The sequence below is a fragment of the Halomonas cibimaris genome (assembly GCF_055379665.1).
Genome location: NZ_AP043828.1, coordinates 2597756 through 2622433, shown reverse-complemented (window position 1 = coordinate 2622433; position 24678 = coordinate 2597756). Strand labels below are relative to the sequence as shown.

22 protein-coding genes are annotated in these 24678 nt (G+C 65.4%); 20 read left to right on the top strand and 2 right to left on the bottom strand.

The window, feature by feature from the left end; genetic code table 11:
* The first annotated feature begins 10 nt into the window (after positions 1-10).
* From murG to lpxC, 7 genes are all read left to right on the top strand, one after another.
* Positions 11-1111 carry an undecaprenyldiphospho-muramoylpentapeptide beta-N-acetylglucosaminyltransferase gene (gene murG / locus ACZ415_RS12190; RefSeq protein WP_344704247.1) on the top strand — a complete coding sequence of 367 codons (1101 nt, stop codon included), beginning with the start codon at positions 11-13 and terminating at the stop codon, positions 1109-1111.
* Between the two features lie 52 nt (positions 1112-1163).
* Positions 1164-2573, top strand: a complete 1410-nt coding sequence (gene murC, locus ACZ415_RS12185; RefSeq protein ID WP_464387730.1) for a UDP-N-acetylmuramate--L-alanine ligase — start codon at positions 1164-1166, stop codon at positions 2571-2573.
* The gene (locus ACZ415_RS12180; RefSeq protein WP_344704251.1) at positions 2570-3541 is read left to right on the top strand and encodes a D-alanine--D-alanine ligase; all 972 of its coding nucleotides are present in this window, start codon (positions 2570-2572) and stop codon (positions 3539-3541) included. Before murC ends, ACZ415_RS12180 begins: the two co-directional genes overlap by 4 nt.
* Positions 3528-4241 (top strand): cell division protein FtsQ/DivIB, encoded by a 714-nt coding sequence (locus ACZ415_RS12175; protein ID WP_344704253.1) that lies wholly within the window; start codon positions 3528-3530, stop codon positions 4239-4241. Before ACZ415_RS12180 ends, ACZ415_RS12175 begins: the two co-directional genes overlap by 14 nt.
* Positions 4242-4512: 271 nt before the next feature.
* Positions 4513-5796: a cell division protein FtsA gene (gene ftsA, locus ACZ415_RS12170; RefSeq protein ID WP_344704255.1), complete on the top strand. Its 1284-nt coding sequence runs from the start codon at positions 4513-4515 to the stop codon at positions 5794-5796.
* 34 nt (positions 5797-5830) lie between these two features.
* Positions 5831-7015, top strand: a complete 1185-nt coding sequence (ftsZ, locus tag ACZ415_RS12165) for a cell division protein FtsZ (RefSeq protein WP_344704257.1) — start codon at positions 5831-5833, stop codon at positions 7013-7015.
* Positions 7016-7174: 159 nt separating this feature from the next.
* Positions 7175-8086, top strand: coding sequence for a UDP-3-O-acyl-N-acetylglucosamine deacetylase (gene lpxC / locus ACZ415_RS12160; protein WP_344704259.1), 912 nt, complete (start codon positions 7175-7177; stop codon positions 8084-8086).
* A gap of 124 nt (positions 8087-8210) precedes the next feature.
* Here the strand turns inward: lpxC and ACZ415_RS12155 are convergent, their stop codons facing one another.
* Positions 8211-8669 (bottom strand): DUF721 domain-containing protein, encoded by a 459-nt coding sequence (locus ACZ415_RS12155; protein WP_344704261.1) that lies wholly within the window; start codon positions 8667-8669, stop codon positions 8211-8213.
* Positions 8670-8734: 65 nt separating this feature from the next.
* Here ACZ415_RS12155 and ACZ415_RS12150 point away from each other — a divergent pair, with 65 nt between their 5' ends.
* The 6 genes from ACZ415_RS12150 (at position 8735) to ACZ415_RS12125 (ending at position 16357) form a co-directional block, all read left to right on the top strand.
* Positions 8735-9103 (top strand): hypothetical protein, encoded by a 369-nt coding sequence (locus ACZ415_RS12150; RefSeq protein ID WP_344704263.1) that lies wholly within the window; start codon positions 8735-8737, stop codon positions 9101-9103.
* A gap of 95 nt (positions 9104-9198) precedes the next feature.
* Positions 9199-11940 (top strand): preprotein translocase subunit SecA, encoded by a 2742-nt coding sequence (gene secA / locus ACZ415_RS12145; RefSeq protein ID WP_344704265.1) that lies wholly within the window; start codon positions 9199-9201, stop codon positions 11938-11940.
* A 91-nt stretch (positions 11941-12031) separates the two neighbouring features.
* Positions 12032-13261: a bifunctional glutamate N-acetyltransferase/amino-acid acetyltransferase ArgJ gene (gene argJ / locus ACZ415_RS12140; protein ID WP_344704267.1), complete on the top strand. Its 1230-nt coding sequence runs from the start codon at positions 12032-12034 to the stop codon at positions 13259-13261.
* Positions 13262-13342: 81 nt separating this feature from the next.
* Positions 13343-14299, top strand: a complete 957-nt coding sequence (locus ACZ415_RS12135) for a Nudix family hydrolase (protein WP_344704269.1) — start codon at positions 13343-13345, stop codon at positions 14297-14299.
* Positions 14300-14373: 74 nt separating this feature from the next.
* Entirely contained in the window at positions 14374-15615 is a 1242-nt protein-coding gene (locus tag ACZ415_RS12130) for a lipoprotein-releasing ABC transporter permease subunit (protein ID WP_344704271.1), read from the top strand.
* 10 nt (positions 15616-15625) lie between these two features.
* The gene (locus ACZ415_RS12125; RefSeq protein ID WP_344704273.1) at positions 15626-16357 is read left to right on the top strand and encodes an ABC transporter ATP-binding protein; all 732 of its coding nucleotides are present in this window, start codon (positions 15626-15628) and stop codon (positions 16355-16357) included.
* 27 nt (positions 16358-16384) lie between these two features.
* On the opposite strand, the gene ACZ415_RS12120 is transcribed toward ACZ415_RS12125, so the two are convergent.
* On the bottom strand, positions 16385-16927 hold the full coding sequence (locus ACZ415_RS12120) for a DUF2062 domain-containing protein (RefSeq protein WP_344704275.1): 543 nt from the start codon (positions 16925-16927) through the stop codon (positions 16385-16387).
* A gap of 101 nt (positions 16928-17028) precedes the next feature.
* Here ACZ415_RS12120 and ACZ415_RS12115 point away from each other — a divergent pair, with 101 nt between their 5' ends.
* The 7 genes from ACZ415_RS12115 (at position 17029) to murB (ending at position 24629) form a co-directional block, all read left to right on the top strand.
* Positions 17029-19344, top strand: a complete 2316-nt coding sequence (locus ACZ415_RS12115; protein ID WP_344704277.1) for a DNA internalization-related competence protein ComEC/Rec2 — start codon at positions 17029-17031, stop codon at positions 19342-19344.
* A gap of 73 nt (positions 19345-19417) precedes the next feature.
* Positions 19418-21136 carry a lipid A export permease/ATP-binding protein MsbA gene (gene msbA / locus ACZ415_RS12110; RefSeq protein WP_425552749.1) on the top strand — a complete coding sequence of 573 codons (1719 nt, stop codon included), beginning with the start codon at positions 19418-19420 and terminating at the stop codon, positions 21134-21136.
* A complete protein-coding gene (gene lpxK / locus ACZ415_RS12105; RefSeq protein ID WP_344704281.1) occupies positions 21133-22146 on the top strand; it encodes a tetraacyldisaccharide 4'-kinase in 1014 nt (337 codons plus the stop codon). The genes msbA and lpxK overlap by 4 nt, the downstream gene beginning before the upstream one ends.
* Positions 22139-22348 carry a Trm112 family protein gene (locus ACZ415_RS12100; protein ID WP_344704283.1) on the top strand — a complete coding sequence of 70 codons (210 nt, stop codon included), beginning with the start codon at positions 22139-22141 and terminating at the stop codon, positions 22346-22348. The genes lpxK and ACZ415_RS12100 overlap by 8 nt, the downstream gene beginning before the upstream one ends.
* The gene (kdsB, locus tag ACZ415_RS12095) at positions 22349-23143 is read left to right on the top strand and encodes a 3-deoxy-manno-octulosonate cytidylyltransferase (protein WP_344704285.1); all 795 of its coding nucleotides are present in this window, start codon (positions 22349-22351) and stop codon (positions 23141-23143) included.
* Complete coding sequence (locus ACZ415_RS12090) at positions 23140-23604, top strand: low molecular weight protein-tyrosine-phosphatase (protein WP_344704287.1); 465 nt, start codon at positions 23140-23142, stop codon at positions 23602-23604. The genes kdsB and ACZ415_RS12090 overlap by 4 nt, the downstream gene beginning before the upstream one ends.
* Entirely contained in the window at positions 23604-24629 is a 1026-nt protein-coding gene (murB, locus tag ACZ415_RS12085; protein WP_344704290.1) for a UDP-N-acetylmuramate dehydrogenase, read from the top strand. The genes ACZ415_RS12090 and murB overlap by 1 nt, the downstream gene beginning before the upstream one ends.
* Positions 24630-24678 lie beyond the last annotated feature (49 nt).

Below are 24678 nucleotides of genomic sequence, written 5' to 3'. Positions count from 1 at the left end.
GGAGCTGTGCGTGTCACAATCCATGCCTCAACGTGTTCTGATCATGGCCGGCGGTACCGGCGGCCACGTTATCCCTGCGCTGTCGTTGGCCCGGGCGCTCAAGGCCCGGGGAGTGGCGGTCGAGTGGCTGGGCAGCCCGCGCGGCATCGAAAACCGCCTGGTGCCCGCTGCCGGCTTTCCGCTGCATCAGCTGCGCATCGGCGGATTGCGGGGTAACGGGCTTGCCGGCTGGCTGAAAGCGCCGTTCAATCTGGCCCGCGCGGTGTGCCAGGCGCGCCGTGTGGTGCGCCGCTTTCGGCCTCAGGTGGTTGTCGGGCTGGGCGGCTTTGCCAGCGGCCCCGGCGGGCTGGCGGCAACGCTGTGTCGCGTGCCGCTGATGGTTCATGAACAAAACGCCGTGGCCGGGCTGACCAACCGCGTGCTGTCGCGGCTTGCCACGCACACCTATGCAGCGTTTCCCCAGGCGTTTGGCAGGCGGGCCACGGTGGTGGGTAACCCGGTGCGCGACGACATCGCCGCGCTGGGGGAGGCGCCGCGCCGCGTGGATGCCATGCAGCAAAGACGGCTGCGGCTGCTGGTAGTGGGCGGCTCGCTGGGTGCCGTGGCGCTCAACGAGCGCCTGCCCGAGGCGCTGGCGGAGCTGGACGACGCGGCGCGCCCGGAGGTCTGGCATCAGGCCGGCCGCGACCGTGACGAGGCGACGCGCGAGCGCTATCGCACCTTCGGGGTTGATGCCCGGGTCAGCGCGTTTATCGATGACATGGCGGCGGCCTACGACTGGGCCGATGTGCTGGTCTGCCGGGCCGGGGCGCTCACCGTCGCCGAGCTCGCCGCGGCGGCCAAGCCCGCGCTGTTCGTGCCGTTTCCCCATGCCGTGGACGATCACCAGCGGCGCAACGCCCAGGTGCTGGTCGATGCCGGTGCCGCGCGCTGCATGATCCAGCAAAGCCTGACCCGAGAAAACCTGGCCCAGGCGCTGAACGCGCTTTTGTCCCCCGAGGTGCTGGCCGACATGGCCGCCCGCGCGCGGCGGGCGGCGCACCTGGAGGCGACTGAGCTGTTATTGCAAGGCTGTTTTGCCCTTGCCCGGAAGGAGAATGTGCGTGACTGATGGGACAGACAACGTTGCTGTGAATCCCCGCAAGCGCCCGCGGGGCCCGGGTATGCGGCGTATTCGACGGCTGCACTTTATCGGCATCGGCGGTGCCGGGATGTGCGGCATTGCTGAAGTGCTGGCAAATCAGGGCTACTGCGTCAGCGGCAGCGACGTCAAGGTATCACCGGTGGTGGAGCGTCTGCGCGCCTGCGGGGTCAGCGTGGCGCTGGGGCATGCCCGCGACAACGTCAAGGGCGCCGACGTCGTTGTGGTGTCCAGCGCGGTTGACGATACCAATCCGGAAATCGCCTGGGCCCGGGAGAACCGCGTGCCGGTGGTGCGCCGAGCGGAAATGCTCGCCGAACTGATGCGCTTTCGCCACGGCATTGCGGTGGCGGGCACGCACGGCAAAACCACGACCACCAGCCTGACGGCAACGCTGCTGGGCGAAGGCGGGCTGGACCCGACCTTTGTTATCGGCGGCAAGCTCACCAGCGCCGGCGCCAATGCGCGCCTGGGCGAGGGCGACTATCTGGTGGCCGAAGCGGACGAATCCGACGCCTCCTTTTTGCACCTGCAGCCGCTGGTGTCGATCGTGACCAATATCGATGCCGACCACATGGCCACCTACGGCAACGATTTTGAGCGGCTCAAGGGCACTTTCCTCGAATTTTTGCACAATTTGCCGTTTTACGGCCTGGCGGTGCTGTGCCTGGACGATCCCCAGGTGCGTGCGCTGTGCCCGCGTATCCAGCGCCACTTCGTGACCTACGGCTTTGCCCGGGATGCGGACTATCGCATCGTGGACTTTGTTCAGCAGGCCGGCGAGACCCGCTTCACGGCGCTGCGCCCTGAAGGTGAGCCTCTCAAGGTGCGCTTGGCCATGCCCGGACGCCACAACGCGCAAAACGCCATGGCCGCCGTTGTGGTGGCCACCGATGCCGGCGTCAGCGACGCCGCGATTCAGCGCGGGCTTGCCGGTTTTGCCGGCGTGGGGCGTCGTTTTCAGGTGCACGGCGACTATCCGCTGCCCGGCGGTGGCGCACCGGTGATGCTGGTTGACGACTACGGTCATCATCCGCGCGAGGTGGAAATGGTCATCGAGGCAGTGCGCTCCGGCTGGCCCGAGCGGCGCCTGGTGATGCTCTACCAGCCGCATCGCTATACCCGCACGCGGGATCTCTACGAGGATTTTGTGCGCGTGCTGTCCGGGGTGGATACGCTGCTGCTGCTGGATGTCTACAGCGCCGGCGAAGCGCCGATTCCCGGCGCCGACGGCCGCACGCTTGCCGGTTCGCTGCGCCAGCGCGGCGAGGTCGATCCGCTGTTTGTCGAACATAAAAGCGAGCTGGCGGGCCTTTTGACCAACGTGCTGCGTCCCGGCGATATTTTAATCACCCAGGGCGCCGGGGATATCGGCGGTATTTCACTGACCCTGGCCCAGGCCAGGCTACTGCTTGACGAGGTGACGCTGTGAGCCAACCGCTGACGTCTCATTTTTCGGTACCGCACGCCGCAGCCGGCGCGTCGCCGGTTGTCGTGGTGTATGGCGGCACCTCCGCCGAGCGTGAGGTGTCGCTGCAAAGCGGGGCAGCGGTGCTGGCCGCGCTCAAGCGCAGCGGCGTGGACGCGGTGGGCTATGATCCTTGCGATCACGGCCTGGCCGGCCTTGAACGGCTGGCCCCGTCCACGGTGTTTATTGCGCTGCACGGGCGCGGCGGCGAAGACGGCTCGCTGCAGGGGGCGCTTGAGCTTTTGGGCATTCCCTATACCGGCAGCGGCGTGCTGGCCTCGGCGCTGGGTATGGACAAGGCACGCACCAAGCAGGTGTGGCAAGCGCTCGGCCTGCCGACGCCGGAAAGCATCATGCTGGACAGCGCCGCCGAGTGGCCGGCGGTAGCCGCGCGGCTGGGCCTGCCGCTGATCGTCAAACCCGTGCACGAAGGCTCTACGCTGGGCATCAGCATCGTCAATAGTGTGGCCGAGCTTGAAGCGGCCTATCACGAGGCCGCGCGCTTTGACGCCCGGGTCATGGCAGAGCGCTTCGTTCAGGGCGAGGAATATACCGTATCGATCCTTGGCGATCGCGCGCTGCCGGCCATTCGGGTCGAGGTGCCGGGCGGCTTTTACGACTACAACGCCAAGTATCTGTCCGATACGACTCGCTATCATCTGCCCTGCGGGCTTGACGAGACAGCACAAGCCGAGCTTGCCGCGCTCTGCCAAAAGGCGTTTGCCGCAATAGGCGGCGAAGGCTGGGGGCGGGTGGACGTGATGCGCGATGCTCAGGGGCGCTTCTGGCTGATTGAAGTCAACACCGTGCCGGGCATGACCGACCACAGCCTGGTGCCCCAGGCGGCGGCCCACGTGGGCATCCGCTTTGACCGGCTGGTTGGCGAGATTCTGGCAACCGCAGGGTCTGCGAGGCGGGATGCACAAACGTAGCGCCTGGCTTGGCCTTGTGCTGCTGGCGCTGATGCTTGGCGCCGGCGGCCGGGCGCTATGGCTGTGGCTGGATACGCCGGTCGAGCGGGTAGCGGTGCGCGGCGACTGGGAGTACGCCAGCGTAGGCTACCTGCGCCAGCAGCTGGCGCCGCTGGTGCGCGATACTCGCTGGCTCTCGGTGGACCTCGCTGAGCTGCGCCGCTCGGCGCTGGGCATCGGCTGGGTCAAGGAGGTGCGTATTTCGCGTCAGTGGCCGGATGCGCTGGTGTTTGAGCTTGTCGAACAAACGCCGGTGGCGCGCTGGAACGACGACCGGCTGCTCAACGCTGCGGGCACGCCCTTTGTCTTTGCCCCGCTTGCCCCGCCTGCCAGGCTGCCCGATCTCGCCGGCCCGCCCGGCAGCAGCAAGGAAGTGCTGCGCTATTACCAAACGCTGGAAAAGCGGCTGTCTTCTCTTGATCTGGCGCTTGATCAGCTGCGTCTGGAACCGCGAGGCGCTTGGCGTCTGCAGCTTGACGACGGTGCTTGGGTGATGCTTGGCCGCCGCCAGCACGATGCGCGCCTGGCCCGCCTTACGGCGGCCTGGCGACACGAGCTTGGCCCGTATGCCAAGGCGATTCGCTACGTTGACCTGCGCTACCCCAACGGCGTGGCCGTGGCCTGGCACGGTGACTCTCCGCGGGCGGATACGACGCCTTGAGCAGCGCATGCAAGAATAGGTGCAACAAACCGATCGTTAACGGTGCAAATACGTGGGCCGGGGTTTAATTTGTGACCTGTTCTCAGTATTGTGGCGTGCAGTAGTCGTTAGACCGTTGTTATTTCGATATCATACTACTAGGCACCGCCGTTATCATGACGGTAATCGGTGACAAATCCGGTCAGCTATCATCCAGCGGGCTAACGCCGCTTGGCCGCTGGCCATAGCGGCTCAATATGTAGATTAAGGTGACAAGGAGAATTCCCGGCTCATGGCAGGCTCATCCAGCGTATCCAGCATGGTGGTCGGGTTGGACATCGGAACGTCCAAAGTCGTTGCGATCGTCGGCCAGCCTACCGATGACGGTGGCATCGAGATTGCCGGGATCGGCTCCCACCCCTCGCACGGCATGAAGCGCGGCGTCGTCATCAATATTGAATCAACGGTGCAATCCATCCAGCGCGCCGTTGAAGAAGCCGAGCTGATGGCCGGCTGCGATATACACTCGGTCTATGTGGGTATCGCCGGCAGCCACATCAGCTCGATGAACTCCGACGGGGTCGTGGCCATCAAGGAGCGTGAAGTCAGCGCTTTGGATATCGAACGCGTGATCGACTCGGCCCGGGCGCGCGCCGTCTCTGAAGGCCAGCGCGTTCTCCACGTGCTTCCCCAGGAGTTTTCCATCGACGCTCAGGGCGGTATCCGCGAGCCGCTGGGCATGTCGGGTGTCCGCCTGGAAGCCCAGGTGCACCTGGTCACCGCAGCGGCCAACGCCGTGCAAAACATCGAAAAGTGCGTGCGCCGCTGCAGTCTTGACGTGGACGCCACCATACTTGAACAGCTGGCCTCCAGCATGGCCGTGCTTACCGCCGACGAGCGTGAGCTCGGGGTGTGCATGGTGGATGTCGGCGGCGGCACTACCGACATGGCGATTTTCACCGAAGGCGCCATTCGCCACACTGCGGTCATTCCCATCGCCGGCGATCAGGTCACCAACGATATCGCCATGGCGCTGCGTACGCCGACTCAGCACGCCGAAGAAATCAAGGTCAAATACGCCTGCGCGCTGACCGAGCTTGCCGCCAGCGACGAGATGATCAAGGTGCCAAGCGTAGGCGACCGGCCCTCGCGGGATCTGTCTCGCCAGGCGCTTGCCGAGGTGGTGGAGCCGCGCTATGAGGAGCTTTTTACGCTGGTCAAGGAAGAGCTGCGACGCAGCGGCTATGAAGACATGGTGGCCGCCGGCGTCGTGCTTACCGGCGGCACGTCGCGAATGGAAGGCGCAAGTGAGCTTGCCGAAGAAATCTTCCACATGCCGGTGCGCATTGCCTGTCCGCAAAACGTGAAAGGCCTGGCGGACGTTGTGCGCAACCCGATTTACGCCACAGGGGTGGGGTTATTGCACTACGCTTTGCAGGAAGCGCACTACGGCCACGGCCTGCAGGCGCATAGCGGCGTTGTGACTGCGCCGTCAGGACGCGGTGAACAAGGCAAGGGCGGCTCCACCGGAAAAACGCTGACGCGAATCAAGGGCTGGTTCAAGAAAAATTTCTGACAGGGTCGCAAACGCGGCTCAGGAGACGGGGCTTATGTTCGAACTGGTAGATAGCGCACCCTCTAGCAGTGCGGTCATCAAGGTAGTAGGCGTTGGCGGCGGCGGGGGCAACGCCGTCAATCACATGGTGGAAAGCAACATCGAAGGCGTCGAGTTTATCTGCGCCAATACCGACGCTCAGGCGCTGAAACGCGTCTCCGCCAAGACTATTTTGCAGCTGGGCAGCGAAATCACCAAAGGCCTTGGCGCCGGCGCCAACCCCGAGGTCGGCCGCCAGGCCGCCATGGAAGACCGCGAGCGCATCGCTGAGCTGCTCGACGGGGCCGATATGGTGTTCATCACCGCCGGCATGGGCGGCGGCACCGGCACCGGCGGCGCGCCGGTAGTGGCCCAGGTGGCCAAGGAGCTGGGCATTCTCACCGTCGCGGTGGTGACGCGGCCGTTCCCCTTTGAAGGCCCCAAGCGCTCGCGCGCCGCCGAAGAAGGCATGAAAGAGCTCTCCGAGCACGTTGACTCGCTGATTACCATACCCAACGAAAAACTGCTTTCGGTGCTGGGCAAGAGTGCGACGCTGCTGACCGCCTTCAGCGCGGCCAACGATGTGCTGCTGGGGGCCGTACAGGGCATTGCCGAGCTGATCACCAGCCCCGGCATTATCAACGTCGACTTTGCCGACGTGCGCACCGTGATGTCGGAAATGGGCATGGCGATGATGGGCACCGGCGGGGCCACCGGCGAAAATCGCGCGCGCGAGGCGGCCGAGAAAGCTATCCGCAGCCCGCTGCTGGAAGATATCGATCTGCACGGCGCGCGGGGGATTCTGGTCAACATTACCGCCGGCCCGGACCTTTCCATCGGCGAGTTCAACGACGTCGGCGCCACGGTTCAGGAGTTTGCCTCCCAGGAAGCCACCATCGTGGTGGGAACTTCCATTGACATGGAAATGTCTGACGAGCTTCGCGTCACGGTTGTGGCAGCCGGCCTTGACGGCAATCAGGCCAAGGCCGCCGCTCGCGAGCCGGCGCGTCGTGTGGCGCAGGCCGACGCCGGCGCGGACTATCGCAAGCTTCAGCAGCCCACGGTGATGCGCCAGCAGCAGGCCGCCGCGCGTGCCGAGGCGCCTGAGGCGGAAAGCCGCTCCCGGGCGGAGAAGCGCCGCGCCGCCGAAACCGATGACTACCTGGATATCCCGGCGTTTCTGCGCCGCCAGGCCGACTGATTTTTTCCTTGCGCGACGATGACCGGCGGCAGGTAGGTTTACCTGCCGCAACATCTTTCGGCGACTTATAAGCGAGTCGCCGCGACGGCAAGCCCCGCTAGGCCTGAACGTTGCGCATATCCCTACCCACTATAATTACCCGAGTATTGACGGCACCCCATGATCAAACAGCGCACCTTGCAAAACGTTATCCGTGCTACCGGAGTGGGGCTGCACTCTGGTGAGAAAGTCCATATGGCCCTGCGCCCGGCCCCGGCCGATACCGGCATCGTCTTTGTGCGAACCGATCTGCAGCCGGCGGTGGAAGTGCCGGCGAAGGCCGGCCTGGTCGAAGACACCGTGCTGTGCACCGCACTTTGCTATGAAGGTGTCAAGGTGGCAACGGTTGAACACTTGATGGCTGCGTTTGCCGGGCTGGGTATCGATAATGCCTATGTTGACTTGAGCACCGCCGAAGTGCCGATCATGGACGGCAGCGCCAGCCCCTTTGTGTTTTTGATTCAATCCGCCGGTATCTGTGAACAGAACGCAGCGAAAAAATTTATCCGTATCAAGCAGCGAGTGTGCGTGGGCGACGACGACAAGGAAGCCGTATTTTTGCCCCACGAAGGCTTTAAAGTGTCGTTTTCCATCGACTTTGATCACCCGGTATTTGACCGGCAAAAACAGACGGCAATGATTGATTTCTCCACCACGTCCTTTGTCAAGGACGTGTCCCGGGCGCGCACCTTCGGTTTTATGCGGGATATCGAACGCCTGCGCGCCAATAATCTGGCGCTTGGGGGGAGTCTGGAAAACGCCGTGGTTGTAGATGACTATCGCATCGTCAACGAAGGCGGGCTGCGCTACGACGATGAGTTTGTCAAGCACAAGGTATTGGACGCCATTGGCGATCTGTACCAGCTGGGCCACAGCCTGATCGGCGAGTTTCGCGGAGTGAAGTCAGGGCATGCGCTGAACAACCGGCTTTGCTGTGAGCTTCTGGCCCGGCCGGAGGCGTACGAAATCGTCACTTTTGAAGAGGAACGCGCCGTGGCGCCCATTTCTTACGTGGCGCCGGCCATGGCGTAGCGACGGCTGGTAGGGTGCTGCGCTCGGCAAGGCACTGCTGTTGTTCAGGACGATTCCTGTGCACAGCAGTGCTTTTTGCCGTTCGGGTGCCGGCTTTTGTCGGCGGCCTGTTGCCTCGGGTGCTTCACTCGCGAGGCGCATGGGCAGCCAGGCGTTCCAGCGCGTTTTTCAGCTTGGGGTCAGGGGTATCTTCGGCGCACTCGTTAAGCACTCGGCCGGCGGAAGCGGGCAGGCTGCGCTGATAGCGGCGGGGCGTCTTTACCGGGCGCACCGGGCGCACCTTGAAATGCAGGCCGGTGACGCCCTCAAAGCCGGGGATGCCGTGGAGCAACGTCAGCAGGCGCGGCTGCTCGAAACGCAGCCAGGTCAGCAGAGCCGCGCGATTGCAAATCAGCGTCAGCCGGCCCTGGCGCAAACCGCCGACAAAAACGTGCTCGCGCATTGGCTCGGGCAGGGCCGCACGCAGCCGTGACTGCGCCTGCTCGATCAGGCGCGAGGCCTGCATCAGCTGGCCGATACTGCCGCGGGGCGTCAGCAGTTGTCCGATGGGCTGTGCGCGGGAACGCTTAACCTTTATACTCATGCACTTGCCTCGCGTGGATGCGCCAATTCATCAAAGCCTAGCACGCCAAGGAGCGCGACCCCAGCATGCCTGCCCAGCCGATGCTTCCCGCGATTGCCCCGCGGCCCTGCCGCCGCGGGGCTGCCGCGCGCTGGTGGCTGGCGGGGCTGCTGGTCAGCTGCCTGCTTCCGGTCGGCCTCAGCGCCGCCTGCCAGGCGGCGCGCCTCCCCGTTCGCTATGCGTATACGCTGGTGCCCACCCTGCAGCGCGTTTGTTCGCGTCGTCAGCTGCGCTATCGTTTAGCGCCGGGGCGCCGGCAGCGGCGTTTGTTTACCGCGCGTAACGGCCTGTCTTGGCGCCCTTTGCGTTTAACGGGAATGGTGGCCGCGCTTGACGTGGTGTCGCGCCGCGGGCCGCCTGTGTGCCGGCTCAACGTTTTGTTGTGCCGTGGCTAGCCCGGTGGCCGTCGCCTGGCGGCAGGTAGCCGCGCATTTTTCCTGTTTTACCGGGTGCGCTCGACGGCGTTTCCGGCCGCTATAATGGAAAGTTCATGATCAGTAACGTACTGCGCAAAGTTGTCGGCTCCAAAAACGAGCGTGAAGTCAAACGCATGCGTAAAAGCGTGCAGCATATCAACGCGCTGGAAAGCGAGTTTGAAGCGCTTGGCGATGCCGAGCTGCAGGGTAAAACCGGCGAGCTGCGCGCGCGCCTGGAGGCCGGCGAGCCGCTGGATAGCCTGCTGCCCCAGGCGTTTGCCGCGGTACGCGAGGCGAGCAAGCGCGTTATGGGCATGCGCCACTTCGACGTGCAGATGGTCGGCGGCATGACGCTCAACGACGGGCGTATCGCCGAGATGAAAACCGGCGAGGGCAAAACGCTGGTGGCCACGCTGGCCGTCTATCTCAACGCCCTGCCGGCCAAGGGAGTGCACGTAGTCACGGTCAACGACTACCTGGCCCGCCGCGACGCCGACTGGATGCGCCCGCTGTATGAATTTCTGGGCCTGACCGTCGGGGTCATTTTTTCCGGCCAGGCCAACGAGGAAAAGCGCCACGCCTATGCCTGCGATATCACCTACGGCACCAACAACGAGTTCGGCTTTGACTACCTGCGCGACAACATGGCGTTCTCGCTGGAAGAGAAGGTGCAGCGCCCACTGCATTACGCCATTGTCGACGAAGTGGACTCGATTCTCATTGACGAGGCCCGTACCCCGCTGATCATCTCCGGCGCCGTTGACGAAAACACCGAGCTTTACGGCATCGTCGATCGTCTGGCCACCCACCTTGAGCAGGGAGAAGAGCTGGAGGACGAAGACGCCACGGTAACCGGGGATTTCCTGCTCGACGAAAAGCAAAAGCAGGTAGAGCTCACCGAGCAGGGCCACAACCGGGTAGAGCAGCTGATGCGCGCAGAGCAGCTGCTGGGCGAAGACGAATCGCTCTATGCCGCGCAAAATCTGGGCCTTTTACAGCACATGCATTCAGCGCTGCGCGCCCGCCATCTTTATCAGCGCGATGTGGACTACATCATCGCCGAAGACCAGGTCGTCATCGTCGACGAGCACACCGGCCGCTCGATGCCCGGGCGGCGCTGGTCGGAAGGGCTGCACCAGGCCGTGGAAGCAAAAGAAGGCGTCACCGTTCAGCGCGAAAGCCAAACGCTTGCCTCTACGACTTTTCAAAACTATTTCCGCCTCTACGAGAAACTCGCCGGCATGACCGGCACGGCGGATACCGAGGCCTTCGAGTTTCGCCAGATTTACGGCCTGGACGTCATCGTGATCCCCACCAACCGTCCCCAGGCGCGTACCGATTACAACGACCTGGTCTACCAAAGCGCCGAGGAAAAATACCGGGCGATCATCAAGGACGTACAGGCGCAAACCGAAGCCGGCCGCCCGGTGCTGGTGGGAACGGCCTCCATCGATACCTCTGAGTACCTCGCACGGCTGATGCGCGAGGCGGGGATGCGCTTTAACGTGCTCAACGCCAAGCAGCACCAGAGCGAGGCGGAAATCATCGCCCAGGCGGGGCGTCCCGGCGCGATTACCATTGCCACCAACATGGCCGGCCGCGGCACGGATATCGTGCTGGGCGGCAACTGGGAGGCCGAAGCTGCCAAGCTTGAAAACCCCGCCCAGGCTGATATCGACGCGCTCAAGGAGGAATGGCGCAAGCGCCACGATCAGGTGCTGGAGGCCGGCGGGCTGCACGTGATCGGCTCTGAACGCCACGAATCCCGGCGCATCGACAACCAGCTGCGCGGGCGCTCCGGGCGCCAGGGAGACCCGGGCTCCACGCGGTTTTTCCTGTCCTTGGAAGACAGCCTGATGCGCCTTTTCGGCTCCGAGCGCGTCAAGCGGATGATGAAGGCGCTGGGTCTGGAAGAAGGCGAAGCCATCGAGCACAAGATGGTCTCCAACGCCGTGGAGCGCGCGCAGAAAAAGGTAGAAGGGCGCAACTTCGATATCCGCAAGCAGCTGCTGGAATACGACGACGTGGCCAACGATCAGCGTCGAGTGATCTACGAACAGCGCAACGACATCCTCCAATCCGAAGACGTGGCCGATGCCGTGGCGGGCATTCGTGAAGAGGTCATGGAAGAGGCGATCAGCAGCTTCGTTCCGCCCCAGACCCTGGCCGAGCAGTGGGACCTGCCCGGCCTGGAAGCCCATCTCAAAGCCGAGCTCAACCTGGAAGCGCCCGTCGTGCAGTGGGCCGAGCAAGACCAGCGGCTAAGCGAGGAAAAGCTGCGCGAGCGGCTGCAGGCCATGCACCGTGAAGCCTACGAGGCCAAGGTGGAGGCCGCCGGCGAAACCTTGATCCGGCGGTTTGAAAAGCAGGTCATGCTGCAGGTGCTGGATACCCGCTGGAAAGAGCACCTGCAGTCCATGGATCATCTGCGTCGCGGCATCCACCTGCGCGGCTATGCGCAGAAAAACCCCAAGCAGGAATACAAGCGCGAGGCCTTCGAGCTGTTCCAGCAGCTGCTGACCCACATCAAGGCCGACGTCACGCGGATTCTCAGCCACGTGCAGGTGCGCCAGCCCGAAGAAGTGGACGCCCTGGAGCAAGAGCGCCGCGAGGCCCTGGAGCGCGAGCAGGCCACCGCCGCCAGCCGCCACGATGAGCCGGACGACGGCGCCGATGAGGCTGCCGCCCAGGGGGAGCAGGCCCCCGGCGCCGACGGCCGCCCGGTGCGTCGGGAAGGCCCCAAGGTAGGGCGCAACGATGCCTGTCCGTGCGGTTCAGGCAAAAAATACAAGCAGTGCTGCGGCAAGCTGAGCTGAGTGTAAGCGTTGCTGCCGCCCTGTCGGCAGGCGCTCTGGATCAACGAGCCCTGGCGGATGCGCCCGGGCAGCAGAAAGGAGGCTTCCTTCTATGGCGGTAGGAGATATACCGTTTCCGACCATGCCGGCGCTTGACGGCGTGCGCCTGGGTACGGCCGCGGCCGGTATCAAAAAGCCCGGCCAGCGTGATCTGGTCGTCATCGAGCTGCCCGAAACGGCAAGCGTTGCCGGCGTATTTACCCGCAACGCGTTTTGTGCCGCGCCGGTACACGTCGCCAAAGCGCACCTGGCCGCCTGCCGTGAGCAGGGAAAAGCGCCGCGTTACTGGCTGATCAACACCGGCAATGCCAATGCCGGCACCGGCGAGCAAGGCATGCACGACGCCCGGGAAAGCTGTCGGGTACTGGCCGAACACGTCGGCGCTCAGCCCCACGAGGTGCTGCCGTTTTCCACCGGCGTGATCGGCGAGCCGCTGCCCATGGAGGCGCTGCTTGCCGGTATTGCCCCGGCGCTTGACGCCCGCGCCTGCCACGCGGCGGCCTGGGAGCAGGCGGCCCGGGGCATTGTGACGACGGATACGCGCATCAAAGGCGCAAGCGTTGATGTGCCGGTTGGCGCTCAGCGCGTGACGCTCAACGGGATTGCCAAAGGGTCGGGCATGATTCGGCCGGACATGGCGACCATGCTCGGCTTTGTGGTCACCGACGCCGAGATCGCGCCGGCGCTGCTGGACCGGCTGCTGTGCGAGGCGGTGGAGCATTCGTTCAACTGCATCACCGTAGACAGCGATACCTCCACCAACGATGCCTGCCTGCTGGCGGCCACCGGGTGCGGGGCCTCGATCACCCGCGACGCCGACGTGCAAGCGTTTGCCGCCGGTCTTCAGCAGGTGCTGGTATCGCTTGCCCAGGCGATCATCCGCGACGGCGAGGGTGCGACCAAGTTCGTCACGCTTGACGTCGTCGGCGCCACCGCGCGTCAGGAAGCGCTGGACGTGGCCTTTACCGTGGCGCACTCGCCGCTGGTCAAGACCGCGCTTTACGCCTCGGACGCCAACTGGGGGCGGATTCTCGCCGCGGTAGGGCGTGCGCCGGTCGCCGATTTTGACGTCGAGCGCGTCACCATTGACCTTGACGAAGTGCGCCTGGTGGAAGGCGGCGGCCGCGCGTCGGACTACACCGAGGCCGCCGGCAGTGCCGTCATGGCGCGTGAGGACATCACGATTCGCATTGATCTGGGACGCGGGGATGCGCAGGCAACGGTGTGGACCTCTGATCTGTCTCACGAATACGTATCGATCAACGCTGACTATCGTAGCTGATCACGGCCAGCGTGGCCGTGATCAGCGCAGCAAGAGGGCGCCGGCTTCCGGCCGATCAGCAAAACAGTGGAAAAAGACGCAATGAAAGCAATGGTAAAACGACGGGTTCACGTGGCTGCCGCGGCCATTATCAGCGCCGACAAGCGGAAAGTCTTGATAGCGCGCCGGCCCTCCGGCTTTGACCAGGGCGGTCTGTGGGAGTTTCCCGGGGGCAAGCTGGCCCCGTACGAAACCGGCCTGGAAGGGCTCAAGCGCGAGCTGCACGAAGAGCTGGGCGTTGAAATTACCCGGGCTCAGCCGCTGATTCGCGTGCATCATGAATACCCCGATAAGCGTATCCTGCTGGACGTCTGGCAGGTGCACGACTTTGCCGGCGAGCCGTTTGGCCGCGAAGGCCAGGCCGTACGCTGGGTGCCCATGGAAGAGCTTTCCGGCTATCCCTTCCCCGCGGCCAACCTGCCGATTCTGCGCGCGGTGATGCTGCCCAGCGAATACCTGATTACCGCCGAGGAAGCCGACGACGACGTCTTTGCCGAGCGTTTGACCCGTGCGCTGCACGAAGACGGCGTGCGCCTGGTGCAGCTGCGTGCCAAGACGCTGGATCACCCGCAGTACCTGGCACGCGCTCGCCAGGCGCTGGCGCTATGCCGGGAGTACGGCGCCCGGCTGCTGCTCAACGGTGACCCAGCGCTGCTTGAAGACATCGACGCCGACGGCATTCACTTGACCAGCGAACGGCTGCTGCAGCTGGACACGCGGCCCATACCGGCCAACAAATGGCTGGGTGCTTCGACGCACAGCGCCGAGCAGCTGGTAAAGGCCGGCGCGCTTGGCTGTGATCTGGTCACGCTTTCGCCGCTGGCGCCTACGCCCTCGCACCCGGACGCGGTACTGATGGGCTGGCACGACTTCCAGCAGTGCGTGGAGCACGCCGGTATGCCCGTCTTTGCGCTGGGGGGCATGACGCGCTTTCATGCCAACCGTGCCCGGGCTGTCGGCGCGCAGGGCATCGCCTCAATCCGTGATTTCTGGCGCTAGGCCGCTACGCTGGCGGCGCGCACCGCTGTCGTCGGGCCGGCTTTGCCCGAGCGCTTGCTGACAAGGAGCACGTGATGCTTGACCGTTTGCCTTTTCTGGTGGGATTGCGCTACGTGCGCGCCAAACGTCGCAACCATTTCATTTCGTTTATCTCACTGACCTCCATGCTGGGCCTGATGCTTGGCGTGGCCGTGCTGATTTTAGTGCTGTCGGTGATGAACGGCTTTGACCATGAGCTGCGCACGCGCATTCTGGGGATGGTGCCGCATACCAAGATCGAAGCCACCGACGGTCTCAAGGACTGGGAGGGGCTGGCCGAGCGGCTTACCCAGCGCGAGCGGGTTATCGGTGCGGCGCCCTACGTTGAGCAGCAGGGCATGTTTTCCGTCGGCGGGCGCAACCAGGGCGGCATGGTGACCGGCATCAAGCCCGGCTGGGAGGGCAAGGTCTCGATTATCGACGAGCACATGGAACGCGGCAGCCTCGATGACCTTAAGCCCGGCACCTGGAACGTGGTGCTGGGCTCGGCGCTGGCGCGCAACCTGGGCGTCGGCGTGGGCGACCGGGTAACGCTTTTGGTCCCTGAAGCCTCGATTACCCCGGCCGGGGTGTTTCCGCGCCTGAAGCGCTTTACCGTCAGCGGCATTTTCAGCGTCGGCGCCGAGCTGGACGCGCGGCTGGCGTATGCCAATCTTGCCGACATGCAAACCCTGGCCCGTACGGGCGATACGGTAGGCGGGCTGCGCCTGGAGCTCGATGACCTTTTTGCCGCCAGCCGCGAAACCCAGACCATTATCAACGAGCTGGGGCCGGGATATCGCGGCCGCGACTGGACCTTGACCCAGGGCAACCTGTTTCAGGCCATTCAGATGGAAAAGCGCATGATCGGCCTGCTGCTGACGGTGATCGTCGCTGTGGCGGCGTTCAATATCGTGTCCACGCTGGTCATGGTGGTCACCGACAAGCGTGCCGATATCGCCATTTTGCGCACCATCGGCGCCACGCCGCGCTCGATCATGGGCATTTTCATCGTGCAGGGTTTGACCATCGGCGTGATCGGCATTGCCATCGGAGTCGCCGCCGGGGTGCTGCTGGCGCTGACGGTGTCGGATCTGATCGGCTGGGTGGAGAGCGTGTTTGGCATCCACTTTCTGGATGCCGGCGTTTACTTTATCAGCGAGCTGCCCTCGCAGCTGCGCGGCGGCGACGTGCTCAACATCGTGGGAGCGGCGTTTGGCCTGACGTTTTTGTCCACGCTGTACCCCGCCTGGCGGGCGGCCCGGGTGCAGCCCGCCGACGTGCTGCGCTATGAGTGAGGATACCGCCATGACGACGACCAAAACCGCACAGGCGGCCGCGCCGAACGCCGCAAACCGGGTCATGCTGGAGTGTTGCGACGTGACCCGGATCTACAGCGAAGGCCCGGAAGATCTCACGGTGCTCGACGGGCTCTCGCTTAGCGTGCATGCCGGCGAGCGCGTAGCGATTGTCGGCAGCTCCGGCTCGGGCAAGACCACGCTGTTAAACCTGCTGGGCGGTCTTGACCGCCCCAGCCGAGGGCAGATCATCATAGCCGGCGAGCCGCTTTCCGGGCTGGGCGAGGCGGCGCTAGGGCGTTTTCGCAACTGCTACATCGGCTTTGTCTACCAGTTTCACCACCTGCTGGCCGAGTTTACCGCGCTGGAAAACGCAGCGCTTCCGCTGATCATTCGCGGCCAGCGCAAGCGCGACGCCGAAAAGCGGGCAAGAGCCCTGCTGGAACGGGTGGGCATGGCTGAACGTGCCGACCATAAGCCCGGCGAGCTTTCCGGCGGCGAGCGCCAGCGCGTGGCGATTGCCCGGGCGCTGGTGACCGACCCCGGCCTTGTGCTGATGGATGAGCCCACCGGCAATCTGGATCAGACCACCGCCTCCACCATTTTGGCTCTGATGGACGAGCTGGCCCGGGAAAGCGCCTGTGCCTTCGTTATCGTCACTCACGATACCGCGCTGGCAGCGCACCAGGATCGCGTGCTGCGCCTGGATAGCGGGTTTCTGGTGGCAGACGCCAAGGCCTGACAGCGGCGAGTCTGGGCGGCGGCAAGCTTAGTCGTCAAACTCGGCTTCAAGGCGTGCCCGGCGCCGGCGCTGGCGGCGTTTCCAGTGCCGGGAGACGTGCCAGCGCCAGATAAGCCGGATCGCCAGGTTGGCCAGCGCTGCCAGTACTACCGCGGATAGCAGCGAGCCAAGAAAAAGCGCGGGCACGATGTCGTGTATTTGCTCGGTAAGCCAGCGTATAGACAGGCGCATCGGGGCGATGCGTACGGGGGCGTCGAGAAACAGCGAGCCCAGCCGGTAGTTGGCGTAAAAGATCAGCGGCATGGTCAGCGGGTTGGTAATCCACACCAAACCCACCGCCAGCGCCAGGTTGCAGCGGCTCAGGCGAGCGCCGATGGCAGCGGCAAGCATCTGAAACGGAATGGGCAAAAGCGCACAGAATATGCCCACGCTGAAGGCGTTGGCGACGCTTCGGCGGGTGAGCAGCCAAAGCCTCGAATCAGCGATCAGCGGCGCCATGAAACGCAGCGAGCGCTGGCGTTTCAGCGTATCGGGACGGGGCATGTAGCGCTGCAGAAAACGGCGCGGCATGATGAGGACTCTGGCCTGCGAAGTGCCCCATTATCCATATAGTGGACGGCTTCGGCTATGCAGGCGTAACGGCTACGCAAGTCCCAGGGAGCGGGCAGGCAATGGCGGAGGAGACGCGAAGCGTAACGGGCGGGCTGCGCCGGCGCATGGGGCTGGCCTTGCCTCTGGCCGCCGCCGCACTGCTGGGAGTCGGGCTGGCGGCCACGGATATAGCCGGCCACTATCCGCGGCTGGCCGGCGCGTTGCCGGTGGCGGCGGTGCTGGTGGCGGGGCTTGTCGGACGGCGCCGGCCGCTGTGGGCGATAGGGCTGGCAGTGGCGCTGCTGACCGCCGGCAGCGTTATCCACGAACAGGCCCGCCGGCTGCCCGCCGGGCTCAGCGGTGCCGACCTCAGTGTCAGCGCTCGGGTAATCGAGACCAGTAACCGCGCGGGTATAACGCGTTTGCGACTGGCGATCCGGCGCTGTCAGGCCCCGGCCGGGCTGCCGCGCTGCGATGAACTGGGCAACGTCCGGGTCAGCGTTTACGGCGAGGCGCCCATGCGCCGGGGCGAACGCTGGCAGATGACCCTGCGCCTGCGGCCGCCCCACGGGTTTCGCAACCCCGGCGCCTTCGATTACCAGGCCTGGCTGTGGCGCGAGGGCATTCACGCTACCGGCTACGTGCGTAAGCACCCGGCGCCGGTGCGTATCGCACCGGCCACGGCCGCGCTCAAGCCCGGGGCGCTGGCCTACATCGACCGCCACACAGAGGATGCCGTCACCCGCCGCTGGCTGGCCGCGCTGACGCTGGGTGACAGCGATGCGCTGACGCAGCACGACTGGCAGATGTTAAACGCCAGCGGCACCACCCACCTGGTGGTGATTTCCGGGCTTCACGTAGGGCTGGTGGCCGGGTTCGGCCTGTGGCTGGCGCGCGCGCTTGCCCGCCGGGTCTCGCCTGCTAACTGGCGTCTGCGCGTCTGGCCGTGGTGGTTTGCCGGCGCCTGTGCCGTGGCCTACGCCTGGCTTGCCGGGCTGTCTCCGCCGGCCGTGCGGGCCATGGTCATGGCGCTGGTGGGCCTTTGGGCCCTGGCTGGACGCCACGCGCCCGGCGCCTGGCAGGCGTGGTGGCTGGCGATAGCCGTGATCGCGATATGCGATCCTCTTGCCGTGTGGCGCCCGGGATTCTGGCTTTCGTTTGTTGCCGTGGCCTGGCTGATGGTGATCTGGCAGGGAAGGCGGCGGCCGGCCGGATGGCGCGGCTGGCTGTGGGCGCTGTGCCGTTCTCAGCTGCTGCTCGCCCCGCTCATGGCCGCGGCGGTGCTGCTGGCGTTTGGCCGGGTAGCGCCGCTGGCGCCGCTGATCAATCTGCTGGCCGTGCCCTGGGTGAGCATGGTGATGGTGCCGCTGGCGCTGCTGGGCTGGCTGGCCGCTCCGCTGCCCTACGCCAGCACGCTGCTTTGGGGGCTGTTCGGCCAGGCGCTCGATTTGCTGCGCGCGCTGCTGGCGTTTGCCGTCAAGCTGGCACCGCTATGGGAACCGGCAGCCGAGCAGGTGACCGTCCTTGCCGTGTCGCTGGCGTTGGCTGCGCTGTGCTGGGGGCTGCCGGCCGTGCCCCGATGGCTGCGCGCGGGCAGCGTGCTGCTGGTGGCGCTGATGCTCGCTATGCCGTCGTCGCCGGCGCTGCCCGACGGCGCGCTGCGGGTGCGAGTGTATGACGTAGGGCAGGGCCAGCTGATCGAGCTGCGCACTCGCCGTTCGCGCACGCTTTTTGATGCCGGCCCGCGCTTTCGTTCAGGCTTTATGCCGCTGACGACCCTGTGGCCGCCGGGGCAGCGTTTTGACCGGGTGATTGTCAGCCACGCGGATACCGATCACGCCGGCGGCGCGGCCGCGCTTGCCCGGGATCATCAGGTAGAGCGCTGGCTGGCCCCGCTAGCAAGCACCGTGACAGCCGAGCGCAAGCCTTGCCGGCGCGGCCAGCGCTGGCAGCAAGACGGCGTGACGTTTACGCACCTGTGGCCGCCGGCAGGTGAGCCCGGCGAACTGTCAGCCAACGACCGTTCCTGCGTGCTCCAGGTCGTTGCAGGCGAGCACCGGCTATTGATCACCGGTGACGTGGGCGCCCGGGTCGAACGGCGGCTGCTGACAGCGGCCGACGTGCCGGTCAGCGTGCTGGTGGCCGGCCACCACGGCAGCGCCACGAGTTCCGGCGTGCAGTTTGTGCGGACCGCTGCCCCGCGCCACGTCGTGTTTAGCGCCGGGCGAGATAACCGCTTCGGGCACCCGGCGGATGCGGTGGTGCGTCGCTTTCGCGAGCAGCAAAGCTGCCTTTGGAGCACCGCTCACGACGGCGCGCTGACGTTCTGGCTGGTCCCGGGCGAGCCGCTTCGCGCGCAGGCCGAGCGTAAAGTGCTGCGGCGCGGGCGGTGTTGAAGGGCGCCGGGTTAAGGTAGAATCGCGCTATTGTCCATTAGCGTCGGGAGTCCGCGTGAACGAAACAGGTTGGATGATCTATCGACGCCTGCTGGGCTACGTCAAACCGCACTGGCGGGCGTTTGCCCTGGCCGTGACGGGGTTTGCCATTTATGCCGCGTCAAGCACGGCTCTGGCTGAGCTGATGAAGCGCCTGATTGACGGCATTCAGAACCCGGACGCTGCCTTCCGTGTCTTTCTGCCGCTGTTTGTGATCGGCATGTTCGCCGCCCGCGGGCTGGGGACTTTTCTGAGTACCTACTTTATGGCCTACGTCGGGCGCTACGTGATCCATACGCTGCGCTGCGACGTCTTTGCCCATATGCTGCGCCTGCCGGGCATCTTCTTTGATCATCATTCAAGCGGGCATCTGGTTTCACGGGTGACCTATCACGTGGAGCAGGTGGCCGGCGCGGCCACCAAGGCGGTGACGATTCTGCTGCGCGAAGGCCTTTTCGTGGTAGGGCTTTTGGGCTATCTGCTGTGGACCAACTGGCTTTTAACGCTGCTGTTTCTGGCCGTCACGCCGCTGATCGCGCTGGTGGTCAGCTACGTCAGCAAGCGCTTTCGGCGTATTTCCCGGCGGATTCAGCACTCCATGGGGGATGTGACTCATGTGGCCTCTGAAGCGCTTTCCGGCTATCGCGTGGTGCGTACCCACGGCGCTGAGGCCCACGAAATCCGCCGCTTTGAGGCGGTCAGCGAAGAAAACCGCCGCCAAAGCATGAAAGAAGCCGTCACCAAGGCGGCAAGCTCGCCGGTGATTTTGATGCTGGTGGCCGTATCCATGGCCGTGCTGGTGTGGGTGGCCATGGCGCCTTCGCTGCTCAACGACATGACCCCGGGGGAGTTTGTCGCCTTCATTACCGCCGCCGCCCTGATGGTCAAGCCGGTGCGCCAGCTCACCGAAATCAACAGCCAGATACAGAAGGGCATTGCCGCGGCCACCGAGCTTTTTGGCCTGATCGACGAGCCCACCGAAGACGACAGCGGCGAGCGCCTGCCTCAGCGTTTGCGCGGCGATATCCGCTTTCACGACGTGCGCTTTCGCTACGCCGACGACCAGCCCGACGTGCTCCACGGGATCAATCTGGACGTGGCCGCCGGCGAGCTCATCGCCATCGTTGGGCGCTCGGGCAGCGGCAAGTCAACGCTTGCCAGCCTGCTGCCGCGCTTTTATACCTGCACCGGCGGGCGCATTACCATTGACGGCGTTGACGTTGCCGACTACCAGCTGGGTCCGCTGCGCCGCCAGATTGCCCTGGTGTCTCAGCAGGTAACGCTGTTTAACGCCAGTATCGCCGACAACATCGCCTACGGCACCGCTGATCCTGATCCGGCCGCCATCGAAGCGGCGGCCCAGGCGGCGTACGCCCACGAGTTTATCGATGCGCTGCCTGAGGGCTACCAAGCGCGCGTGGGGGATAACGGCGTGATGCTGTCCGGCGGGCAGCGCCAGCGTCTTGCCATTGCCCGGGCGATTTTCAAAAACGCGCCGATTCTGGTGCTGGACGAGGCGACCTCGGCGCTGGATACCGAGTCCGAGCGCTATATTCAGCAGGCCCTTGAGCACGTCTGCCACGGGCGCACCACTTTGGTAATTGCCCACCGCCTGTCGACCATTGAACGCGCCGACCGCATTGTCGTCATGGAGCAGGGCCGAGTGATTGAGCAGGGCACTCACCGCGAGCTGCTCGAAGCCGACGGCGCCTATGCTGCGCTGCATAGGCTGCAGTTTCAGGACGCCGCGTGAGCCTGGCCGAGCGCTGGGTCAACGCGGCCTATCGGGGCAGTCGGTGGCTGTCTTTGCTGCGCCCCCTGGCCGCGCTGTATCGTCTGGCGTTAGCGCGCCGCCGGCGGGCCTATGTCGCGGGCAAAAAGGCCGCCTGGCGCGCCCCGGTGCCGGTGATCGTGGCGGGCAATATTACCCTTGGCGGCACGGGCAAATCGCCGCTGGTGGCCTGGCTTGTGCGCTGGCTTGGCCAGCGGGGCTATTCGCCGGGGGTGATCACCCGCGGCTACGGCGGCCGAGCGGACTATCCGCTCTGGGTCACGCCGGACACGCCGCCGGCGCAAAGCGGCGACGAGCCTTTGATGCTGGCGCAGCAGACCGGGGCGGCGGTTGTGGCCGACCCTTGCCGCGCACGCGGGGTTAGAGCGCTGGTGGATGCCGGCTGCGACATCGTCGTAAGCGACGACGGGCTGCAGCACCTGGCGCTGGCGCGAGATATCGAACTGGCCGTGGTGGACGGCGCCCGAGGGCTGGGCAACGGCCAGTGCCTGCCGGCCGGCCCCCTGCGCGAGCCGCCCGAACGGCTGCAAAGCGTGGACGCGGTGCTGGTCAACGGCCCGTTGGCCGCGCCTTTAAGCGTGGCCGCGCAGCCCATGCACCTGGCGCCGACGCGCTGGCGCCGGCTGGCCGACGGGCAAACGTTTGCGCTTAGCCCGCTGCCGTTTGCGCTGCCGGTGCGCGGTGTGGCCGGCATCGGCCGGCCGGCGCGCTTTTTTGCCACCCTGGAAGCGCTGGGCGTGCACGGTCGCTGGCAGGGCTATGCCGATCATCACCGCTTCACGGCCGAAGAGCTCAAGGCCGATAACGGGCAGGCGCTGGTGATGACGGCCAAGGACGCGGTGAAATGCCGGGAGCTGGCCCCGCCGGACAGCTGGGTGCTGGACGTCGAGGCCGTGCTGCCCGCTGACTTTGAACGCTGGCTGGCCGCACGGCTGTCAGCTCTTACCTGCAGGAGACAGGCTTATGGATAAACAACTGCTGGCGATGCTGGTATGCCCCTTGTGCCAGGGCAAGCTTGACTATGTGCGCCAGGCCGATGAGCTTTATTGCCGCTATGACGGCCTGGCGTATCCGATAAAAGACGGCATTCCGGTCATGCTGGCCGAAGAGGCGCGGCCGCTGAGCGTGGATGAAAAACTGCCGGCATCGGCGGGCCGCCAGGGAGACGCTTGAATGGCAGTGCCGGCGTTTATTGCGGTGATTCCCGCACGCTACGCCTCGACCCGGCTGCCGGGCAAGCCGCTTCTGCCCATTGCCGGCGAGCCCATGATTGCCCATGTCTGGCGGCGCGCCTGGCAAAGCGGGGCCGCACGCGTGGTGGTTGCCACCGATGACGCGCGTATTCGCGATGCGCTACGGCCCTACGGCGCCGAAGTGGTCATGACGCAAAAGGACCACGCGACAGGCACCGACCGGCTGGCCGAGGTAGCCGAGGCGCTGGCGCTTGACGACGAGGCTTTGGTGGTTAACGTCCAGGGCGACGAGCCGCTGCTGCCCCCGGTGCTGATCGATCAGGTTGCCGCGCGGCTGGCCGACGACGCCGAGGCGTCGATGGCCACGCTCGCCGAGCCGCTCACAGAAGTGGCTTCGCTGTTTAATCCCAACGTGGTCAAGGTGGTGCGAGCCTTTGATGGCCGGGCGCTGTACTTTTCCCGGGCGCCGGTGCCCTGGGACCGCGAACACTTCAGCGGCCCGCCGGCGATGCTGGCCACCGATGCCTGGCTGCGCCATATCGGCATCTATGCCTACCGCGCGGCGTTTTTGCACGCCTTTCGCGACTGGCCGCCGGCGACGCTTGAGCAGCTCGAACAGCTTGAGCAGCTGCGTGCGCTACAGCGCGGCCATATCGTGCAGGTCGCGCTGGCGTGCGTGAACAATCCGCCCGGTGTGGATACGCCGGATGATCTGGCGCGGGTGCGCCACCTGATCGCGGCTTGTGACCATCATTCTGACGGGGAGCCATCATGAAGGTGCTATTTGTCTGCCTGGGCAATATCTGCCGTTCGCCGAGCGCTGAAGGCGTGTTTCGCCGGGCGGTAGAGCAGGCAGGGCTTGCGCTGCGTATTACCGTGGATTCGTGCGGGATCGGCGACTGGCACGCGGGTAATCCGCCCGACGAGCGGGCGCAGGCGGCGGCCAGGCGTCGGGGAATCGACATCAGCGGCCTGCGCGCACGCCAGCTTCGGCGTGAAGACTTTTACGCGTTCGACTACATCCTGCCCATGGACTACGGCAACCTGCGCGATATTCGCGCCATGGCGCCGGACGCGCACGGCGCACACATCGAGCTTTTTTTGGCGTTTGCCGGTATACCTCAAGGCGAAGTGCCGGACCCGTATTACGGCGGCGAGCAAGGCTTTGAAGAGGTGCTCGATATGATTGAGGCGGCCTCCCAGGGCCTGGTCGAGCACATTCAGGCCGCTGGCTAATGCAGCCGTCGGTACCGCGGCTGTGGCAGCCTGACCGGGATCTTACCTGGGCGAATACGCTGGGCCTGCCGTGCCGGGCGGCGTTTTTTGCCGCGCCGACAACGCTTGGCGCCCTGCGCGACTGCCTGGGCGACGCGCGCCGGGCAGGGCACCGCGTTACTTTGCTTGGCGGCGGCAGCAACGTGCTGCTGCCGCCCAGGCTCGGCGGGGCGGTAGTGCGCCCGGCGCTTCGCCAGTGGTGGCTGGAGCGTGCAGGCGAGCGGGTCCGGGCCTACGCAGGGGCGGGGGTGAACTGGCACGGGCTGGTCATGGCGCTCGCCGCCCGCGGGCTCTGGGGGCTGGAAAACCTGGCGCTGATTCCCGGCGACTGCGGCGCCGCGCCGGTGCAAAACATCGGCGCCTACGGAGTGGAGCTGGCCGATGTGCTCTACGCCGTTGACGTGATGTCTCTAAGCGACGGCCGGATGCGTCGGCTATCGCGCCGCGAATGCCGCTTTGGCTATCGCGACAGCATTTTCAAACGCTCGCTGGCAGGCGAGGTGGTAATCACCCGCCTGGTGCTCGAACTTGAGCGCACCCCCCGGCCGGTGCTGGGGTACGGCGACCTGGCCGCGCGGGTCGGGCCGGCGCCCAGCGCGCTGGACGTGGCGCAGGCGGTGAGCGCCATTCGCCGGGAAAAGCTGCCCGATCCTCGCTATATGCCCAACGCCGGCAGCTTTTTCAAAAACCCGATAGTGGACGAGGCGCTCGCCCGGCGGCTGCAGCACGCCTACCCTGATATGCCGCACTTTCCCCAAACGGGCGGAGGCTATAAGCTCGCCGCCGGCTGGCTGATCGAGCGCTGTGGCCTGAAAGGGCGGCGCTTCGGCGCTTTTGGTATACACCCGCGCCAGGCGCTGGTGCTGGTCCATTTTGGCGGCGGCGATCGCGCCGGGCTGGCACGCGTGGCCAAGCAGGTTGCCGATGCGGTCGAGGCACGCTTCGGCGTGGCGCTGGAAATCGAGCCGCGCACGATCAAGGCGTAAGACGGCAGGCAACAGGCACGAAAAAGGCGCCCGCGGGCGCCTTTTTATT

Coding starts and splice junctions, on each gene's coding strand:
- murB (WP_344704290.1), top strand. CDS start 23,604: ATGCAGCCGTCGGTACCGCGGCTGTGGCAGCCTGACCGGGATCTTACC.
- ACZ415_RS12100 (WP_344704283.1), top strand. CDS start 22,139: ATGGATAAACAACTGCTGGCGATGCTGGTATGCCCCTTGTGCCAGGGC.
- ftsA (WP_344704255.1), top strand. CDS start 4,513: ATGGCAGGCTCATCCAGCGTATCCAGCATGGTGGTCGGGTTGGACATC.
- murC (WP_464387730.1), top strand. CDS start 1,164: ATGCGGCGTATTCGACGGCTGCACTTTATCGGCATCGGCGGTGCCGGG.
- ftsZ (WP_344704257.1), top strand. CDS start 5,831: ATGTTCGAACTGGTAGATAGCGCACCCTCTAGCAGTGCGGTCATCAAG.
- ACZ415_RS12155 (WP_344704261.1), bottom strand. CDS start 8,669: ATGAGTATAAAGGTTAAGCGTTCCCGCGCACAGCCCATCGGACAACTG.
- secA (WP_344704265.1), top strand. CDS start 9,199: ATGATCAGTAACGTACTGCGCAAAGTTGTCGGCTCCAAAAACGAGCGT.
- msbA (WP_425552749.1), top strand. CDS start 19,418: ATGATCTATCGACGCCTGCTGGGCTACGTCAAACCGCACTGGCGGGCG.
- ACZ415_RS12090 (WP_344704287.1), top strand. CDS start 23,140: ATGAAGGTGCTATTTGTCTGCCTGGGCAATATCTGCCGTTCGCCGAGC.
- ACZ415_RS12175 (WP_344704253.1), top strand. CDS start 3,528: ATGCACAAACGTAGCGCCTGGCTTGGCCTTGTGCTGCTGGCGCTGATG.
- ACZ415_RS12125 (WP_344704273.1), top strand. CDS start 15,626: ATGACGACGACCAAAACCGCACAGGCGGCCGCGCCGAACGCCGCAAAC.
- ACZ415_RS12115 (WP_344704277.1), top strand. CDS start 17,029: ATGGCGGAGGAGACGCGAAGCGTAACGGGCGGGCTGCGCCGGCGCATG.
- lpxC (WP_344704259.1), top strand. CDS start 7,175: ATGATCAAACAGCGCACCTTGCAAAACGTTATCCGTGCTACCGGAGTG.
- ACZ415_RS12120 (WP_344704275.1), bottom strand. CDS start 16,927: ATGCCGCGCCGTTTTCTGCAGCGCTACATGCCCCGTCCCGATACGCTG.
- ACZ415_RS12135 (WP_344704269.1), top strand. CDS start 13,343: ATGAAAGCAATGGTAAAACGACGGGTTCACGTGGCTGCCGCGGCCATT.
- argJ (WP_344704267.1), top strand. CDS start 12,032: ATGGCGGTAGGAGATATACCGTTTCCGACCATGCCGGCGCTTGACGGC.
- ACZ415_RS12130 (WP_344704271.1), top strand. CDS start 14,374: ATGCTTGACCGTTTGCCTTTTCTGGTGGGATTGCGCTACGTGCGCGCC.
- kdsB (WP_344704285.1), top strand. CDS start 22,349: ATGGCAGTGCCGGCGTTTATTGCGGTGATTCCCGCACGCTACGCCTCG.
- ACZ415_RS12150 (WP_344704263.1), top strand. CDS start 8,735: ATGCCTGCCCAGCCGATGCTTCCCGCGATTGCCCCGCGGCCCTGCCGC.